This is a genomic window from Bacillus sp. z14 (2026) (assembly GCF_058313575.1).
Map to the genome: position 1 here is coordinate 396106 of NZ_JBZFQK010000001.1, position 20536 is coordinate 416641.

The following is a 20536-nucleotide window of genomic DNA, read 5'->3' on the forward strand; positions in this document are numbered from 1 at the left end:
CTTGCTTTCATATATTATTAGATAATTTTATGTGATATATTTCACATAAAGAATGATGACTGGATTTTAAAGATAAGTACCATCCATACAATTATTGTAAATTTTTCCATAAATTTAATCAATGTGATTTAAACGCTTTATTTGTACGGTTTGTGAAAAAAACAGCAGTCATACTCTGCGTGACTGCTGTTTACACAGGTTTTAGAACATATTATGATTTCTTATATTGTTTATTCATTTCTATATAACTTTAAATCGGATAAAGATATGCTATATTCCTGCTATAACAGAAGGTGTTGCAATTGTATGCCATAAGTTAGCACTGATAGCGCTTGTTTCTTCATCCTTTTCCCGGCCATCAAAATAGAGAATCTCTTGTTCTAATTCTTCCAACTCGTTTATCCTGCCTTTAAGGTAGTCATTGAGCCGGTTAATGGCGGATTGAATCCGCTGCAGCAGGCCGCCCATCCGAAGATCGAATACATCAAGACCGAATATTTTATTCTCTTCCATCCACTGCGTTTGATAAGCTTTCATGAATTCCTCTGCTAACTTTTTCATTTCAGGTAAGAAGGTATTACAATAGTCCTCCATAATTTCACGATTTTGATTATGATAGGCTTGCCGAATGTTTATCCCTGCCTCACACTTAATTGCTAATAAACTGCTTAAGGAATACTGTGTCAGAAACAATGCCTGCCAATCGGGAGTTCTATTTATACACTTTTTAAAACGATCTGCACAGTTTTGAAAGTGCGAAGCATACTCATTAGGTATCACATGTCTATCAAATAACCCGAATAATACATCTTGATACAATAGATACTTAGCCGAGTTAATTGAATGGTTATTCGGCAATTTATTACCAGGTACCATCATCGTCATATCCAAGCTCATAAAATCAGAGTAATTCCCTCCGACACATGTGGTAAAGCGCTCCTCCAGGCGGCTTGTTTCAGCATTATCCGTATAACAAAGCTCTGCCCAAAGCTGTAAGGTCGGAAGTATGGAATAAATTGATGCTTCCGCGCCGTTATCACCCCAGGCTGTAATAAATACATCTTTAACTCCATTACGAAGGCAGCTTTTATGAGCAATTTCACCTGCATGATGACTAAAATGATTATTTGAGGAAAAGCCAGTCCATTTCCAAGCGCCGCCAGCAAAAATTATGTTGTTACTGAGTTGTTTATGTTTTTTCAACATACCATCATATTTTTCCGACTCAACCGAATAGTAATCCCAATAAACTAATGATATGTCATCTGGGATCATTTCTATAACATCCTCTCGAATTGCGCTTTCGGTATCGTAATACTCTCCCGAACTCGCCAACCGGAAAAACATATCACTCCACATCATCGGCTCATAGCTGTACTTTCTGGCAATTTCCATCAAGCGGCCAAAATGCTTAAGCAACAAAGTCGACCGGTCCCGAAAACCATGTTTATCCAGATACTTGCCAAGCCCGACCATATGGGCCTCATCCATTCCAATATTGATTTTTCTGCTGGAAATATGTTTGGACATAGTCCTGAACATTGCATCAATCAAATCGTACGTTTTCTCTTCATCAATAAGCAGGATATCATCACAATCCACGATATCGGAAAATGTCTCCCATTTTAATGCTGTACCCAAATGTGCCAGCGTTTGAATACAGGGAATCAGCTCGATTCCGAAGCTGCTTGCATACAGATCCATACTTTTTAATTGTTCTCCCGAATAACGGCCACGCATATAGCCAAAATACGGATACTCTTTTATCTCATACGTGTCTTCAGTATATAGCTGCACAGAAGAATACCCCATTAAGGCCAAATGTTTGATCAACTTTTGAAAGGTTTCGACTTTTAAAACGGCATTTCTGGAGCAGTCAATTAAGACCCCAAGGGAATTATAAACTGGTTTCTCCGAAGAGCTCATCCTTTTTCATCCCTTCTATCAATAGGCCTAGTGCACGGAAGAATTGGCACGGTTCTTGATAGGCAATCGTTCCACTTTTACCATCATATTGAACGTGAATTCCAGATTCTGAAGATTCCACTAAAATGGGAATCCCATTGTCTGATTGCTTGATGTTTAATAGATTTAAGATTTCCTGAGAAGCTGAATCCAATTGCTCATCCAACCCAATTAATTGTATTTGCATGGCTACCTCCACCTCTATTCAAAATCAGCGAAATCCTAATGAGCGTACGTACTCTCACGGGATTTCGCTGCTTTTTTTAGTTATTGTTTTGAATCAAAACCTTGCTCAGTTCGATTGGCGAAAATTGAAATTTGTTATACGGCCTGAAACGCACTTTAAATTCAAAAGCTTCAGGTCTTAAACGATATTTTTCCAGTACATCTGGACCACAGCTGGAAGAGCCAAGACCGTGTTGTTTATAATCCAAATTAAAGGTAATAAAATCCTGTTTTTTCAAGTCATACGTATGGTTAGCTCTTTCAAAATTTTCAGCAGTATAGTAGTGGGCACTGAAATCTATTTCTGGTTCACCGACCGCTAAAAGACCAAAACCGTTTGTATCCGTTAATGATACCCATTTAACCTGATGACGGTTTCCATTTTCTTGCGGCCAGACATAAGGTGTATATAACCCTTCAACATCACTGGACCATACTCCTACTTTATTGGCCATCCGGCTGTCTGCATAAGCTTCTCCAGGACCCCGCCCGTACCAGCTGACATTCTCCAACGTTTTTGGCAGTTTCATCGTTAACCCAATTCTCGGCATCGTTTCCGGCAGTTCTCCATAAGGTTCACCTTTTACCTTCAGAAAAACATCGCCGCTGCCTAAAATGGTATAGGTGTATGTGGTGTTGATCCCCCAAGCAATTCTTGGCGGCGCAATTCGGACAGTGACATGAATATCCACGCTCTTCTTATCAGATGAAACATCATACGTTACATCAGTGATTCTATGCTGCATCCAGTGCAGACCATATTTTTGCCATACTTCCTTTGAACTTATACTTTTATGAATAGCCAGCTTGTCATTATCTGTCGGTGCCCGCCATACATTCAATTTCGGCCCTGATCCAAAAACCTTCATTCCCTCAACAGTCCATGAATCTATGACGCCAAAGATTTTACTAAAGGCAAATTCAAAATGATCTCCAGATACCGTAATCAACCGGTCACACTCTTTAACCGCTATAGGATAAGAAAACGAGGTATTATTTTCAGTTACTGTCGCTAAAACTGGAAGTTTAAATTGCTCCCATGCTATTTCATGACCTGCTTTAGCCCATAAGGTATCTACAGTCGTCCGGAAATTTACATTTAACCAGTAATCAGTGTGATCCCTTATAATAGTAGGTAGCGTAAACGGTATAGTAATGCACTTTGATTCACCTGCTTGAATACCTTCAACAGATTGCATCCCCTGATCAAGAATTTGATCATCACATATAATAGACCATGATAATTGCAGATGATCTAAAGGAATAAAATCATATCGGTTGGTAATTTCAATTATCCCTTTCTCTAAATCAACTGCTTCTGCCTTAACTGGCTCAATCACCTTCTTGTATTCTATTAACGCAGGTGATGGTGTCCGGTCAGGCCTGATTAGGCCATCAATGACAAAGTTGGAATCATGCGGTGTTTCGCCAAAATCTCCACCATAGGCAAAGTACTCTTCCCCATTATCATTTATCTGTCTAATCCCTTGGTCAATCCATTCCCAGACGAAACCTCCCTGCAATCTTCTATATTTATAGAAGGTTTCCCAATATTCTTTAAATCCTCCAGGTCCATTCCCCATCGCATGAGCATATTCACAAAGAATATGTGGCTTATTCAGGTCGTCTCTCTTCCCTAATTCGTCCATGATCTCGACTGGTGTGTACATAGTTGTGTGGACATCTGAAGCAATTGGATCCCTGGTCGGTATATTTTCGCCTTCTTCCATAATGAAACGGCATTCACCTTCATAGTGAATAGGTCTTGTTGGATCTTTTGCTTTGGACCATTCAGCCATCGCTACGTGATTTCGACCAAATCCTGATTCATTCCCCAGCGACCACATAACAATGGAAGCATGATTCTTATCCCGTTCAACCATCCGTTTCATCCGATCCACGTAGGCCTCTTCCCAAGCTGAGTCATCACTGATTTGATTATAGTTATTTATCTCCTCAAATCCATGGCATTCTAAATCCGCCTCATCGATGACATACAATCCATAAATGTCACATAAATCATAGAAACGTGGATCATTGGGATAATGGGATGTCCTTACCGCATTTATATTGTGAAGTTTCATCAGTTGGATATCCTCAATCATCGAATCCATCGGAACAGCTCGTCCAAGATCAGGATGATGATCGTGGCGATTGACCCCCTTAAACATGACCGCTATCCCATTTACTAGCAAAACTCCATCTTTTACTTCTACTGTTCGGAAACCGACTTTAGTTGGGATGACTTCTATCACATTCCCTTTCTCATCTTTCAGGGTAAGAAGCAGATGATAAAGGTAGGGATTCTCAGCCGACCATTTATTCGGATTGTCAATCGGGATAACAGAAGATATTTTTGCTTCATCCATCACATCAATCGTAATATTTTTTAAATCTCTTATTTCAACTTCTTCATATAAATGGTTTACTAATTTTATTTCAAGCTGATAATTAGTTATCGGATTATTCTTTTGGTTTAATATATAGGTTTCAATTTCTAATTCGCCATTTTCGTAGTTTTCATCGAGAGTTGTTTTGATAAAATAATCTCTGACATGCGCCTTTGGTCTTACAAGCAAATAAACGTCTCTATATATACCGCTGAGCCACCACATATCCTGGTCCTCGATATAACTCGCCTCAGACCATTGATAAACCTGAACAGCTATTACATTTTTTCCTTCATGAACCAACTTGGTAATATCAAATTCACTTGGAAGACGGCTGCCCTGGCTATAGCCAACTTCCTTGCCGTTTACCCAAACATGAAAGGCACTATCCACACCTTCAAATCGTAGGATAATTGCTTGATCTGCCCAATCACTTGGAACGGTAAACTCACGTCTATAAGAGCCTGTTGGATTTTCAGTTGGAACATGAGGCGGGTCTACTGGAAATGGATATTGTACATTTGTATAATGAGGCCTTCCATATCCATGCATCTGCCAGTTTGATGGAACTTGCAGATCATCCCACTGACTAGTATCATATGATTCTTCAATGAATTGCTTCGGTGTCAAAGACGGATTCTCAGCGTAGTGGAATTTCCATACGCCATTTAACACCTTAACCTCCTCAGCTTTTCCTCTGTCGTAAGTCAATGCGGATGACTCACTGGTATAAGGAAAGAAGTAAGCCCTCTCTTGCAAACGATTCACATGAAGAACAGATAAGTTTTCCCAATCATACGACTCTTTTTTCATAACTCTTCACCCTTCTTTCTACATAATCGAATACTTACTTACTTTTTGATTGCTCTGTATTTTCTCATCATTCATTCGCCATTAAGTTCATCGGCAGTTAGCAAATTAAACGGAAACGAAAAGTTTATTCGTCCAGTAAAAGCGTGAAATCGCTTATAGAAACTGAGTATAATCTCATTAAGTCAGCCATTTTAGAGTTGCATGAATGATGAAGAACAACTAGTTTCTCAGCCTTTTATCCAATTCCTTTTTGAATACTCGAAAATCAACTACTTCACTGACCCCATCATGCCGGCAACGAAATGTTTTTGGAGAAGGAAGAATATCAGTGCAGTTGGCAGCGTTGCAATAACAATCGTTGTCATAATCACTCCAAAGTCTGGAGAATATCCTGACCCAAGATTTGATATTAACAACGGCAAGGTATGGTTCTCTGGTGACTGGAGCACTACAAGCGGCCATATGTAATTGTTCCAGCTTGCCATAAAAGTAATAATGGCGGCTGCAGCATATGTTGTTTTCATTGTTGGAATATAAATCCTAAGGAAAACCCCTAGCTCCGATAATCCATCAATTCGGCCAGCCTCAATAATTTCCCTTGGGAACATCTTTGTACTTTGGCGGAAGAAAAATATCAGAAAGGCTGTTACACTTGTTGGTAAAATAACTGCAGCAAGTGTATCAATACCCACCATTGGAGTAGCTTCGGAAATAGTTCCAAACATCCGAAATAACGGAACCATTAAAGCAGCAAAAGGAATCATCATGGAAAGTAATAAGAAATTAAAAACATAGTCCTTCATTTTGCTTCTGAAAATTTCAAATCCATAACCAGCCAAAGAGGCAATCAACAAGGAAAGCACTGTTGTAATAACTGCTATTTTAATAGAATTACTTAATACAGATACAAGATCGGTGGTATTCAGCAAACTTCGAATATTTTCCACCAGATGACTCCCTGGTAATAACCGACCCTTTGTTACATCCACCGACTTATTAGTCGAACTGACTACCATCCATATAAATGGAAAGATGGAAATAACGGAGACTATGCTTAAGAAAGTATAGTTAAAAATACTTTTAAGTTTACTCATTTTTATCACCTGCCATTTTAAATTGAAGGATGGAGAAGAATACAATCATAATCACAATTGCATACGAGACGGTGGCTGCATAACCGAAGTCAGGGGTATATTTAAATGACAGATTATAAATATACTGAGAAATGGTCATCGTTGCATTCCCAGGTCCGCCTTGTGTAATATTCATGACTTCATCAAACAATTGAAGTGTCCCTATTGTTGAGATAATGGACGTAAACAAAATAATTGGTTTTAGTAATGGTATGGTTATTTTAAAAAACTGTTGAAATGAGGATGCCCCGTCAATTTTTGCTGATTCATAAATAGAATAATCAATGTTTTGCAGAGCAGATAAGTAGAAGATCATATTATAACCAGTCCATCTCCAAGTGATGGCAATAATAATCGTTATTTTTGCCCAAAAGGGATCAGTCAACCACTGGATTGGTTCAGAGATAAGAGCTAATTTCATTAACATGGTGTTTACAATGCCATCCATAGAAAATAAATATTTAAAAATAACAGAATAGGCAACAAGTGACGTTACACATGGTAAGAATATGGCTGTTCGAAATAATCCCCGATACTTTAATTTCGGATTGTTCAGTAAAACCGATATAAACAAAGCAAAAATAATCATAATCGGGACCTGAATAATGAGATAGATCACCGTATTTTTTACTGTTGTCAAAAAAGTAGGATCCTTAAATAAACGTGCATAATTGTCCAATCCGACAAAGGAAAGATTTGTACCCGTGCCAGATTGTAAAGACATTATAAATGCCTGAATCATTGGATAGAAAGTAAATGTGCAAATCATGATGACTGCCAGTACGACAAAAGACCATCCAATCGTTGCATTTTTCACCCGATGCTTCCGACTGTTTTTTTGGGGTATTACATTCTGGCCGGTTGTGTTCGTATGATAACTTTGTTTGGTTTTAGCCGGGAACAATATACATCAACTCCTTACTAGATTGATAAAAAACTCGGGAAACGCGCCTGTTGATCAAAGTAGCTCCTATTCTTATAGGAGAAGCCGGCAATTTCCCGAGGCTTGAATTTTCATTTGCTAGATTAGCAGAGACCAACCTATTATTTAATTTGCTGTTCTGCTTGTGTTTGTGCGTCATTCAAGACTTTATCAAGTTCTTTTCCTTTTAAGAAATCCTGCATTCCCACTGCTAATATATCTTCAATTACATACGTGTGCGCACCATAGTTTACTTGTGGTATTTCAGCCACCCATTTAGAAAAATCTTCTGTGATTTTCTGACCGTCAAAGAATTCATCTGCTGCTTTATAAGCCTCACCTTCTGCAGCAGGCTTATACGTACCAATTGCACCAATCTCTTTATTTAGATCCTGATAAAAATTAACGTTCGAACCGAAAGTTTTTGCCAACAAATCTGCAGCCTTCTCTTTGCCCGGAATATCAAGAACATACCAAGAGCTTCCGCCAAGGTTAGTAGCATTAACAGAATTTGCATTACCAGATTGTTTAGGGAAAGGAACAATTGCCCACTTACCTTTTTGAGATACTTCCTGCTTTACTGAGGCTGTCATCCAGTTACCTGTTAGAATGGATGCTGTTTCACCGCTATTAAAGGAAGCAAGATATTGACCCCAGTCGGAAACCGGTTTTGATATATCTGCTTCTACAATCTCTTTGTAAGTTTGAAATGCTTCTTTAAGATACTCATTGTCTGCCAAGTTCGGGGTAACGCCATCTTCCTTCAAATACCATGAACCGCTCGTCTGAATCATTTGACGAATAAGACCAAGATCTTTAGGATCCATTGAAATCATAGATTTGCCAGTGGCTTCTTTAACTTTTTTGCCTATTTCTATATATTTGTTCCAGTCTATACCCTGCAAATCTTCAACAGCGTAGCCTGCTTTCTCTAAATAATCTGTTCTTACATAAAATCCAGATACTCCTGAATCAAATGGAATACCATAATGCTTATCTTCTAAACTGGTAGGAGCAAGTTTGTATTCTGCAAAATCTTCCGCTTTATAATATTTTGATAAATCGAAGAATGCATCTGGATACGCTTTAAGAAAGCTTTGCGCACGATAATCCTCAATTAAGACAATATTCGGCATTCCTTTAGTTGTACCGGAGCTTAAGCTGGTATTAAGTTTTTGGACAATGTCTGCTTGTGCATTTTCAATGATTTTTAAACTAAGCTCGGAATTTTCCTTATTATAATAGTCCTTTGCCATATCGATAGCTTTCACGTTGAAATTTGGATCCCAAGTCCATACCGTTAATTCATTGCTACCCTTTTCTGTGTCGGAAGCCTCTTCGTTCGTTTTTGATTCAGAAGAACAAGCTGATAACAAAAGAATACTGGCTAACAATAATGCAAAAATCTTATTCATTGACATCCCCTCCATCTCTAATTGTAAGCGTTATCAATCCTACATGTATTATGTTAGCACCCCTTTGCTACAACTCGATAGGAAGATATTTTCGTAAACTTGTATTATTTTTGCCAATTGAAAGCGTATTCATTTTTGGGAATTTGGAATATCTTTAGATTTTATTACGATTTTTGTTCCATATGAGAAGGAATGATAATCCGTACCTTTGTTCCTTCTCCCTGTTTGCTGGAAATGGTTACTCCATATTCTTCTCCATATATAAGTTGAATACGCTCATGAACATTCCTAACACCGATTCCTGAGAAAAGCTGTCGTTTGTACGTTTGATTAGGAAGATTTTCACCTTGCTCATCCGCTATTCCGTCACCATTATCTACTACTTCACAAATCAGGTTGTTCTCTTCCTGCCAAATAAGGACATGGATAGATCCCCCCGCTTTACGATTGAACCCATGGAAAAATGAATTTTCCATAAAAGGTTGAAGAATTAGCTTAGGCAGATGAAAATCCATACAATCTGGCGAAACCATATAGCTTACATGTATTTTATTTCCATAACGTTTTTGATTAATGAAGACATAGTTTTTCAAATTATCCAGTTCCTGTTTAACAGTAACCGTTTCATTCACATTGCCTATTGTATTTTGAAGTAAGGAAATCAAAGCAGTAATCATAGCTTCCGTATCTTCCTTGCGGTCTTGCTGAACCATAAATTTAATGGAAGCTAATGTATTGTACAAGAAATGTGGATTGATTTGTCGCTGCAGGGCTGCCAGCTCCGCATTCCGTTTCTGTTTTTGCGACAGCATTAACTGCTCAACATATTCATGCAGCTCATCCAGCATGGAATTAAAAGCATTTCCGATTTGCCTCGTTTCATATGTACCTAAAACAGCCACGTTTTGACGAAATTTAGATTTTGGCGCATTTTCAATCTGTCTAACAAGTCTTGATAAAGAATTAGTCAATCTTTTTGATACGAAAAATATACTGACCAGACCTATCAAAACAATCCCTAGCGAGATCAATACAATTTTTCTCTTATCAATTAAATTTCCAAATGTCTTTTCTTTATCAATAATATTAAATAAATACATATCAAAAGAGGGAAGTGCTTCTACAAAAATGACCTGATCCTTCCCTTTAAAACTACCAATCATATAATTATTTGAGTTGTTTTTACTCTCTTTCGCATACCGAAGGAGTTCCACTTCCTTTTGCCCAATAAATTGAGACTGGTTACTGGAAACAATCCTCCCTGATTTATCAATAATGAAAATATCATTCCCAGGGCTAGTATAGTTGGAATAGACCTTTTTGAATTCACTTTCCCTATAAGAAAAATACATGGAGCCATAAACAGTACCGGAAAGTCGATCCATTAACGCTTTTGTAGCTACAACATACCTTCTATCCTCAATACTTCTCGTTTCGCTCTTACGTTCATCATATTGATACAGAAGCCGTTTCGGTTCTTTAAATGTATTGCTTGTTAAGATACTTTCATTAAGCTCCTGATCAGATATCGGCCAGTGGGTACGATTGGTCGTTAAGGTAACCCCATTTTCTCCTTTAACGATGATTTCAAGCTCGTAAGCTTCAATATTCGATTGAATTTGTTTAATATATTCCCCCATCGTATAAAATGAGATCATTTTTTGAGCATTCGTTTGCTCCTCAGTTAGGTTGGTCTTAATTGTGCCGCTTTGTAAAATATTATTTGACGCAATGACAATAGAATAATGAAAAGACTCAAAGCGTTCTTTTATTTCGTTTATTATTTTCGCATTCGTAATACTGAATTTTTCAAAAAAGAATTCCTCCGACATGCGAATTGTTGTCCATGTAATCGTCACAGAAACAAGAATGATAATGGTGAAGGTGATAAGGGAAATCGTAATAAATAAAGTGTGGTGTTTAAATCGCTCGGGTATAAGTCTCATATTTAATCACGTCCCTTATCCTATAAATTGTTTTCTTTTGTATTGACTAGGGGACATCCCCTTTATTTTTTTAAATACTTTGCAAAAATAGCTATGCTCCGAGAAACCGACCATTTCACTTATTTCTGCGATAGTAGCTGTTTCGTTAAGGAGTAGCTTACATGCCTCTTCAATCCGGATTCTATTCAAAGAATCTATAAATCCTTCATGATTATGAGTTGTAAAATAGCTTGAAATATAAGAAGGATTAAAATGAAAATAAGTAGCCACATCGGTTAAGGTAAGCGGCTCTGCATAATGACTCTTAATGTAGTCCATAAACTTCTTCATAGTGATATTCTCTGCTCGATTTTCCATTAAGAATATGCATTTATTCGCTTCCTCAATAAAACAATCCAAAAGTTTAATTGTCTCATTTACAGAATGTGCTTCATCAATGAGCTTGAAAAACGAGTACCTGCTTTGTTCAAGCTCTTTGATATCATAATTCATATTGCCAAGGAGGATTGTAATGTTAAATATGATGTTACTGATAAATGATTTATACTCGAAAACATCCACAAAAAAACAATTAGATAATTTTAGGGCATGATTCCTTAAATAGTGAAAAGCCGAATCAAAGTGCTTATTTCTGAACTCTTCTGTAAACCAATCCAGATTGAATTTTTCACTCCTATGTACAGTCTTAGGTAAAGATCGTTCAGTTAGAACTAAGATATCAGGAAAATAAAAGCGATAGTTTAACAGTTTTAGAAGGCTGTTCTTTAAAATTCCTGCTAATTGACCAAAACTTTGGAATCCCTCCGTTAAAGCAAAACCACATGCGACCTGTGAAGCTGCCAATTGATTAGCAACATCCTTAACCCTTGTCATATGATCTTGATTTGTATTCAAAAGAAATACAATGATATGCGGATCATAGTTAAAAGAATAGTAAGAGACCTCGCTTATCTTTTTGTTGAATACGTTTTCAACCTTAGTTTTGACTTGAATTAAAAATTCAGCAGCACCCTTGGATGGGTGTTTTTTTAAGTCCACACCCAATAAACTGTAATGACTGTAAGGAAAAGCTCTAATAATCTGTTTTGAATCAAAATGTACATCATACCCTAAAACTAACCTGTTGATAATTTGATCGATAGATAGACTTACATTCAGTTCCTTTTCCCTTGATTGAAAACCTGGTATTCTTTTAACAGCGGTTTTTAAAACTTTTAATAGACTTTGCGCCTCGAGCTTTGGTTTTAAAATATAATCGACCACTCCACATTGAAAGGCCGAGCGTACATAGTCAAATTCGCCATAACTGCTCAGGATAATGACCTCTATTTGGGGATATTTTTCTTTAACGACTCGTGTTAATTCTTCTCCATTCATGATAGGCATGACGATGTCTGTAATAATGATTTGCGGACTCAAAACTTCTATCATTTCCAATGCTTCCTGACCATTTGAAGCTTCTCCAACGATTTGAAAACCTTCAGACTCCCAATCTAAATAATGCTTAATTCCCTGTCTAATTAGTATTTCATCATCTACAATCAGTATTCTGCAAATTCCATCGTCTTTTACCATAATCTACCTCCAAATGCTGACAACTTTAATCGTTCAATTTATTATTTATAAGCTTTTAAGTAGTAACATTAGTTGTTGCTACCATATCTTCTATGATAATACCTACAGAAATAGCTTAATGAAGCTGTATATTTTATACCTTTTTAAGAACAAAGGAGTAACTTATCCTAGTTAGGACGCTTCAAATAGCTGCCTCTGATGGAATAGAAGTTTCCGTATTATACCTTAAATTATAAATTCTGGTTCTCTGTATGATAAGTCTCTTTTTATTGCTGAAATGCTTTTATTGATTCAAAATTACCTTGAGTGATATCAGCGGCATAATAAAGTTCGACAGGCAGTCTAAAATGTAGTTTTTGTCAATTCATGGAAAAACAAGTCGAAACCACTCGTGAAAAAAAACATTTAAGCAGGTTGTTATTAGGGTCTTAGTGTTTGTCTGATAACATACTTATTTCGACATTTTGGAAAGGCACTCCTTTTTGCATTACAACGGGGACTCTATTGTTCCAAATAAAGTGGAAACTTCCGAGTAATTGAGGAACATACAAGAATAGCAGCAATATAGCAAACGAAACAGCCCGATCCGATAACATCGAATCGGACTCCAGCTTTTTTTCTGTTTGATAGGTGTTGAAGATTTCACTTGATAGGCAACTATACTTAGTAGCGGTAGGGAGCATACCACTGATTCCGTACCCTCCTCTTGCTGAACATCTGGCCGCCATTTCACTTGTAAAGAAGAATTAGATTATAGTAAGGCCATTCTCTTATTCATCAATAATTATCTTTTTAATATAGTCGTTTAGGAAAATTCCTTGCGGGTCAAGTTCATACCTTATGGCTTGAAAATCCGGCAGTTTGGGGTAGCAGGAATATAATTCTTTTTTACCTAGGCTATGCATTTTACCCCAATGTGGTCTTCCTTCATACTTCCGCATAATCGCTTCCATCTCTTGAAAATATTCTTCATATGGCGTGCCTTTATACATATGGAAAGCAATATAGGCGGAATCTCTCTGATAAGAAGGACTAAACCAAATGTCGTCTGCCTTGACCGTCCTGCATTCTATCGGAAAATGAACCTTATGCTTCTTTACTTCAATACACTTCCGAATCTCTTGAATGGCCGGCTTAAAGTAATGAAGTGGAATACAATATTCCATTTCCCTGAACTTCACAAGTCTTGGACTAGCAAAAATCTCATAGCTTTTTGCCGTAATGGTTGTTGTTCCTACGGCCTTTGCAGATATTCTGCTTATGGTTTGACTGCTCCTTGGTAACACACGACATACCTCTGACAGTACAAAAAATAAATAGTTTTCAAAAATGAGATTTTTTAAGTTATGAAAGAATAAACCCTTTGGTTTACGATTCGTAATATTCATCGTTTTAACTTGTACACAATCTGAATATGGGAATAGAAAAAATTCAAAGTGACGGTTTTCATTGATATAGCATTCAAGCTGTTGCTCAAAAAGTGGATATTCTTTTCTTTCACTTCTGTATTCATATATAAGTGTTTTAATTATCTTCAGTTTTACTTTTACAATGATTCCAAGAACTCCAAGCGATATGAGACAAGCCTTGAAGTATTGAGGATTTTGTTCCTCGGAGACGGTAAGAACATCTCCAGATGCTGTAACAATGACGATTTCTACTACTTGGGTTGGAATATTACCAAACTTCAGTCCAGTTCCATGCGTTCCAGTTGAAATAGCACCCGCAATACTTTGGACATTGATGTCGCCTAAATTTTCCTGAGAATATCCTTCTTGTCCAAGCGCTTCTCCTAATTGAAATAACCGGGTACCACCCAAGACGGTAACTGCACTGGCTGCCTCATCGAGTTGTTCAATTCCACTAAGTAAATCAAGAGATATGAGCCAATCATTCGTTTTCACTAAACTCGTAAATGAATGCCCAGCTCCTACAACTCTGATTCTTTTCTCTTGTTTCGACGCTTCTTTAACGATTGAAGCAACCTCCTCAATTGAGGATGGATACAGGATTTTTTCCGGGATACTTTCACATGTTTGAGACCAATTTCTCCATCGTTTGCCTTGTATCGTCTTCATTACAGAAAGCATTTCCCTTCCCCCCGATAGGTAAGAAATCGATCAACGATTTGTTGATTAGCAAGACAAATGATTTCATTAAACCGTTCACAAATTTCTCCAGCTTTCGCTGCCCTGAAGATAATGACATCTCCAATTTCCAACGTTTCCTTTTCATAATAAACAGGGGTTTGCACCTCCCCAGCTCCTTCAAATGACAATAATTTACCACCCGGCGGGTAAATAGGCAATGGCACCTTATCCTGACCATGCACTCCAGATGAGACATATCCACCTCCAAGACAAGTATAAATATTTGGAGTTGGTTTTCTAACGACTGGCAATGCGAAATATAAGGCAGGTGTGAAGCGAAAATTTCGGTAATAATCAAACAACAAAGGAGCATAGAAACCTGATCCCGCTGTCAGTTCCGTAACAACCTCTTCTTTTGATGTAGTTTCAAGACTTCCCGTTCCTCCTCCATTAACAAATACTAATTGTACACCCTCACTCTTAAGAGATTGAACAATCCTCTCCCTTCGCCGTTTGATTTTATCAATTGATTTCTTTTTCATAAAAGCAACAGCCATATTTTTAAGCCTCTGAGATGGCAAATGATCACCTACCCCAGCTATTTGTGCTTCATAACCCATGATTCCCAGAAGCTTTAGCGATGGATATTCCTGTATAATTCGTACTAGCTGAATCACGCCTTCTTCTGTTTTTAATGGGGAAAGTCTTACTCCAAAATGGAGATTACCAAATGTGGTGCTCATATCAATATCGATGCATAAATAAAAAAATCCATTTGCTTCCTTAGCAATCGCATTTAAATGTTTAATCTGTTCAAAGGAATCGACCATACAGGAAATTTGATGACCTTTTCCATTTAGTTCAGCTATTTTGCTAAGAGGTTTGGAATCCCAGCATGGATAACCTATCAGGATATCCTCAATGCCTTGTTCTGCAAGAAAAATAGCTTCATAGGGGCTATAACACATTACTCCTTTATAGACAGGATTGGATTGGAGAATTCTTTTTAAAACTGGAATAGACCGTATCGATTTAGTAGCAATTCTGATCGTTTTTCCATTTGCTTTTTCAGCGATTCTCCTGCAATTTTGATCTAAAGCATCTAAATCCAGCAAAAGGGCTGGATAAGATAACTCCTTTGATAATTCATATAGCACCACTAACACCACCACCTCTCATTCTCATAATAAACGAGGAGCATGATTAAAAATAGAACTTATTCAAAATATTCAGACTTATTATAACAATTACGTTTTCAAGGAAAGATAAACGCATAAAAAGTTTATCTTATATTATAGCGGTAGATGTTTTTTAAGGGTGTTACCAATACTTTTTCATGGAGTTAAAAAAGCCATTGATATAGTGAACTCATCAATGGCTTTAGACTTAATATAGGAAGTTTTAATAAACAAACATACCCATGCTCTTACTTATAATGCAGTTGCTGTAATGTATCTAGCGGGAATTTTTGAATCTCCCATTAAAGTAATAGTTAATAATATACACAGTACTGAGTAGTTTAAGATTAACACCCTGACCCTCTCAGTTTGTTAAAACGAACGTGTTTTGGAACTCAAGTAGAGATGCCGATTGACGTATGTTCATAACGGCTATCCTTTAATGCTTTTAAGATAAAATGTGCGACGTCAGCACGCGGTATTGATCTTGATTTCTCTGGTACACTTGTTGCAGATTCTCTATACTTTCCTGTAAAGGTATGATTCGTTAGCCCCATCGGTCGAACAATGGTGTAGTTCAATCCATGTGATTGAATATATTCAACTGCAGCCCGATGATCAATTAGAGGATTCTTAAGCATTCTCATGACCAATTTACCACTTAGCCCTGTTAATTCTTTATGGACTCCCGCAGATGCAGTGTAGATAATCCGCTCTACATGTTGCTCCTTCATACCAGTAACAATATTTTTTATCATCTCTTGAAGCTCGATTGATTTTTTCATCCCTTGATTCGAGCCTAAGCAAGATATAACAGCATCATGACCTGCAATCGCTTCTGTTACTTCCGCTAGATTAAAAGCATTTCCTTGTATAATCTTTAAATTTTCATGGGAAAAGTCTAGCTTGGCCGGAGTACGTACAAACGCCGTCACCTCAAAACCAGCCTCAACTCCTTGACGCACAACAGATTGACCTACACCACCTGTTGCACCAAACACGATAATTTTCATAACAATCCACCACCCTTTCTTATTATCATCCCAACATTCCCAGAATGCCCACTGCACATTTCTTGGACCAATACTTTTATCCATTCCTGAGTCATTCTAAGGAAAACTATGGATTGTTCTCTGTATTAAACATACCTACTTACACTTGATTGACTATTTAATATAATCATATAATTATCTGTTGGTTTTATCAATTTTCACTACTTATAAAAACAATTCTTTATCAGTGACGTTCATTATAGTAGAATAGCTCAAAATGACTAGCGTAAAATCGTATGCTAGGGTATTCAATTAGGGATTCTTTCCATATTTAGTACTCCTTTAATCTACTACGATAATAATCGGACTAGAACATCCAGTGCCAGCCTATTTCCGCACTACTCTAGTGTCCATATCTGGGAACGATGTGATTTAGAAGAAATCTTTTATACAAACTGGGTTTAAAAAAACCGTAACTAAATATAAGCCGAAATACACATAGCCCTTTTTGTGGCTATGTGTATTTCAGCTATTTTAAATGTATGCAAATTTGTAAGCAGTCCACATCTTCTATGCTGTACGCTTATATAGTTCAATCATTTCTGTAACTAGAATTGTAATCGTATCAACACTCATTATCTGGTCTTCCGCATGCATAAATATAAGCGAGAACTCAAGCTTTTCTCCATTTGCCTCTCTTTGAATTAAAGAGGCGTGCGTTTTATGACCTTCTACAAAGAAATGTTTTGATTCAGCTAACTTTTCTTCTGCTAATTCATATTTTCCTTCTTTCGCCGCATAAAGCGCTTCCATTACTAAGCTTTTAGCCGCACCTACGTTACTAATAATCTTAAACGCCACAGTATAGTAATCATTTGCTTCTAATGACATAGTATCCCCCCTTCTCGCCTTCCATTAACAGCTATCCTTTTATTACTTGTTTTCAATTATTTGCAGTGCTTGATCAAGGACCTTTTCACCATTCATCATACCGTAATATTGCATATTAATTGCTGCTACAGGAATGTTTTTCCCGACCAGTTTTGATTCAATTTGATTTTGCATATATTTCACTTGAGGTCCTAATAACAATACATCTACATTTTTCTGTTCGAGAGTAAATTCCATTTCTTGTGCTGATTGGGCAAAAATATCAGCTTGGATTCCACGCACTTCTGCTGCCTTTTGCATTTTTGTCACTAATAAACTTGTACTCATTCCTGCTGCACATACTAACATAATAGTTTTCACTGTTAGTTCCTCCTTTGATTTCATTCTTTAGTTTAAAGATGTCAGTTAATAAGGATATATAAATATCTGTTCACGCAAATTTCTTCCAATGAAAATAACGAACTATAGCAGGCAAGGCATTGGGCTTATGCCTCTATTGTCTAGTAAACTAAGTATATGAGCCTTACCTATTGATAGAACGAGCAACCATAGAGACTGTATGCCGAATACCACGAATAGCTTTACTCATCGCAAATATATTTTCTACAGGAGCAAGACCGGCGTACCCCGCGTCACCGATATGTTGAATATCCACCCCACAAATTTTATTCCGGATAGCAATTTGTTTAACCGTGTCTTCATCAGAACTTTCTTGGCTTGTACCAATAGCAGATAAAACAAGGGCACCATGTTGATGGGCACTTTTTACAATCTTCTTTAGTTCTTCATCATCAAAGCCTGGAACAGTCCCCACTGCAGGAACTAAAATAATATCTGCACCTGAATCAATATAACCTTTCACCACTTCTGCATCTGCAACTGGCTCATCCACTCCTGCTCCATGCATTTTTCCTGCGATAATTAATCCCGAGAAATGTTCTTTAGCAAGCTGTATCGTTTTTTGGATCTGCTCATTTGTTACACCCGTGCCAGGATTTCCTGTAAAACATACAAAATCAAGTCCTAATTTTTCAATTTCCTGTATGGTTTCTAGATTAGCTTGACGACCTTTTGAAATGATTAATCTTTCTTCTGCCATATTCGCTGAATTGTCCACTGGCTCTAGATTAACACCAATAGGACGGCCGACCAATCGGTGAAGTGCCTCTACGAATGAACCTTCTTCGTTTTCTAATCCTGCAATATGTGGCGAAAGCACATCAACACCATTCAAGAGAATTAAGTCTGCTCCAAACGAGCGGGCAATTTCTGCATTTGTAATATCTTCAATATAAGGTTCACGAACCGCAACATTTTCAGACATAATAACGCGTCCTTCGCATGCTTTAATACTTTGCTTCAACTCTACTGCAGTCATTTCCAATATTTCTGATGCATTTGCACTGATTAATCGTTTTTTCATTTTTAAAGTCCCCTTCATTGCTTTTTTGAACTAATCCACTAATCCTGATCATTCATACTTTTACACTTCAATCTCTTCATTAATAGTGGTAGCCCAGAGTATGTTTTCATTCTTAATTAATCAAGAATCATTATTTGCATTGGAACTATCATTTGATCCCTATATTTTTTAGTATCATTGAGAACAAATCAAAAGATAAATTAGTAGTTCAGTAACTTTATATAGTCAAACTATTCTTGCGATTTGAAACGCTTTTCAACAGCTAAAACGAATGGCAAGTAAAGTAAGATATCCAGTATTATTAAAACAATCTGCAAAATCGCCCCGCTTATATCACCTGTAACTAAAAATCCACTGAATATTGGAGGCATTGTCCAGGAGGCTGCTGCTCTAGTTAACGGTACTAAACCCGAGGCCATTGCTAAATACGTGACCACTACATTTATCATTGGAGCAAGAATAAATGGAATGAACAACATTACATTCAATACTACTGGTATACCAAACATAGTCGGTTCATTAATATTAAATAAACCTGGTACAACGGTAATCGGTGCCAATGCTTTTGTTTGTTTGCTCGTTTTCTTTTTACGTGCTAAATATCCGAGAACTAAAACTAAACCAATCGTAGCTCCGCCCCCGCCAATATAGACGAAGTTATCCATAAAGGGTAGTGTAATAATATTTTGTAATTCTTGACCAGCTTGATAAGCCACACGATTTTCATCTAAGTTGGCAATCCATACAGGCTGCATAACTGAGTTAACTACATTACCTCCATGGATACCAACAAACCAGAATAAACTATTGAGACCTACCACGATGATTGTACCAAAAACGTTATTTCCCAATAACCCTAATGGTTTACCTAAGATGACTTGCGCAATGTCATGTACATTTGGTAAATCAAACGTACTTAGAATAGAATAAATAATTAACCACATCGTTATAATTACTGCACCCGGAATAATGGCACTGAAGCTTCTGGCTACAGCTGGCGGAACGCTTTCCGGAAGTTTAATCTGAATATTACGATTAATGAACCATTGATATATATAGCCATTAAGCAAACCCATAATTATAGCAATAAATAAACCTTTCGCTCCCATATAAGCAATTGGCATTCCAGCTCCAGCATCAGAAGAAATAAATGGAGTTGCAATAATAAATGCAGACAATGAGATAATGCCTGAACCGATTCCGTCTACATTAAACTGCCTTGTTAAACTATAAGCAATCCCAAAACTGGCTATTAAACCAATTAACCCAAAACTACTGTCAGTGCCTTTCCATAAAAAGTCTGCGATTCCCATCTTACCCAACCATGCTTCCCAACCTGGCACCGGGAAACTAGCTATAATCATAAAAAGTGAGCCAATAATAATTAACGGCATTGCAAACGTAATACCATCTCGTATAGCAATCAGAAATTTATTACTACCTAATTTTCCAGCAATGGGCATCATTTTATTTTCCAACAGTTCATTCATTTTGCTCACTGTTTAATTCCTCCTCAAGGTTCATATCCAAATGAATTACATTTATAGAATGCTTTTAATCTTATAAGTAATCCTTGTA

Annotated in this window: 15 protein-coding genes; all 15 read right to left on the reverse strand. The window is 37.1% G+C overall.

From position 1 onward, the window contains the following. Positions 1-270: 270 nt before the first annotated feature. Entirely contained in the window at positions 271-1926 is a 1656-nt protein-coding gene (locus AC4G3O_RS01765) for a beta-N-acetylhexosaminidase (protein WP_491135728.1), read from the reverse strand. Further along, complete coding sequence (locus tag AC4G3O_RS01770; protein WP_066103393.1) at positions 1898-2152, reverse strand: hypothetical protein; 255 nt, start codon at positions 2150-2152, stop codon at positions 1898-1900. The genes AC4G3O_RS01765 and AC4G3O_RS01770 overlap by 29 nt, the downstream gene beginning before the upstream one ends. A 76-nt stretch (positions 2153-2228) precedes the next feature. Beyond that, entirely contained in the window at positions 2229-5393 is a 3165-nt protein-coding gene (ebgA, locus tag AC4G3O_RS01775) for a beta-galactosidase subunit alpha (RefSeq protein WP_491135729.1), read from the reverse strand. A 269-nt stretch (positions 5394-5662) separates the two neighbouring features. Next, positions 5663-6487: a carbohydrate ABC transporter permease gene (locus AC4G3O_RS01780; RefSeq protein ID WP_066103387.1), complete on the reverse strand. Its 825-nt coding sequence runs from the start codon at positions 6485-6487 to the stop codon at positions 5663-5665. Beyond that, a complete protein-coding gene (locus tag AC4G3O_RS01785; RefSeq protein WP_077248036.1) occupies positions 6480-7295 on the reverse strand; it encodes a carbohydrate ABC transporter permease in 816 nt (271 codons plus the stop codon). The genes AC4G3O_RS01780 and AC4G3O_RS01785 overlap by 8 nt, the downstream gene beginning before the upstream one ends. A gap of 275 nt (positions 7296-7570) precedes the next feature. Further along, positions 7571-8863, reverse strand: a complete 1293-nt coding sequence (locus AC4G3O_RS01790; protein ID WP_139891839.1) for an ABC transporter substrate-binding protein — start codon at positions 8861-8863, stop codon at positions 7571-7573. 164 nt (positions 8864-9027) lie between these two features. After that, positions 9028-10809, reverse strand: coding sequence for a sensor histidine kinase (locus AC4G3O_RS01795; RefSeq protein WP_066103380.1), 1782 nt, complete (start codon positions 10807-10809; stop codon positions 9028-9030). 15 nt (positions 10810-10824) lie between these two features. Beyond that, positions 10825-12384: a response regulator gene (locus tag AC4G3O_RS01800; RefSeq protein ID WP_491135730.1), complete on the reverse strand. Its 1560-nt coding sequence runs from the start codon at positions 12382-12384 to the stop codon at positions 10825-10827. Positions 12385-13154: 770 nt separating this feature from the next. Further along, positions 13155-14462, reverse strand: a complete 1308-nt coding sequence (locus AC4G3O_RS01805) for a D-arabinono-1,4-lactone oxidase (RefSeq protein ID WP_491135934.1) — start codon at positions 14460-14462, stop codon at positions 13155-13157. Further along, positions 14462-15634, reverse strand: a complete 1173-nt coding sequence (locus AC4G3O_RS01810; protein WP_491135731.1) for an amino acid deaminase/aldolase — start codon at positions 15632-15634, stop codon at positions 14462-14464. The genes AC4G3O_RS01805 and AC4G3O_RS01810 overlap by 1 nt, the downstream gene beginning before the upstream one ends. A 413-nt stretch (positions 15635-16047) precedes the next feature. Continuing rightward, positions 16048-16749: an NAD(P)-dependent oxidoreductase gene (locus AC4G3O_RS01815; protein ID WP_262365969.1), complete on the reverse strand. Its 702-nt coding sequence runs from the start codon at positions 16747-16749 to the stop codon at positions 16048-16050. A gap of 465 nt (positions 16750-17214) precedes the next feature. Next, positions 17215-17535, reverse strand: a complete 321-nt coding sequence (locus AC4G3O_RS01820; RefSeq protein WP_066103365.1) for a PTS sugar transporter subunit IIA — start codon at positions 17533-17535, stop codon at positions 17215-17217. Positions 17536-17577: 42 nt separating this feature from the next. Further along, entirely contained in the window at positions 17578-17895 is a 318-nt protein-coding gene (locus tag AC4G3O_RS01825) for a PTS sugar transporter subunit IIB (RefSeq protein ID WP_302621338.1), read from the reverse strand. A gap of 163 nt (positions 17896-18058) precedes the next feature. Further along, entirely contained in the window at positions 18059-18958 is a 900-nt protein-coding gene (locus AC4G3O_RS01830; protein WP_066103358.1) for a DUF7916 family protein, read from the reverse strand. 230 nt (positions 18959-19188) lie between these two features. Next, entirely contained in the window at positions 19189-20448 is a 1260-nt protein-coding gene (locus AC4G3O_RS01835) for a PTS sugar transporter subunit IIC (protein WP_066104263.1), read from the reverse strand. Positions 20449-20536 lie beyond the last annotated feature (88 nt).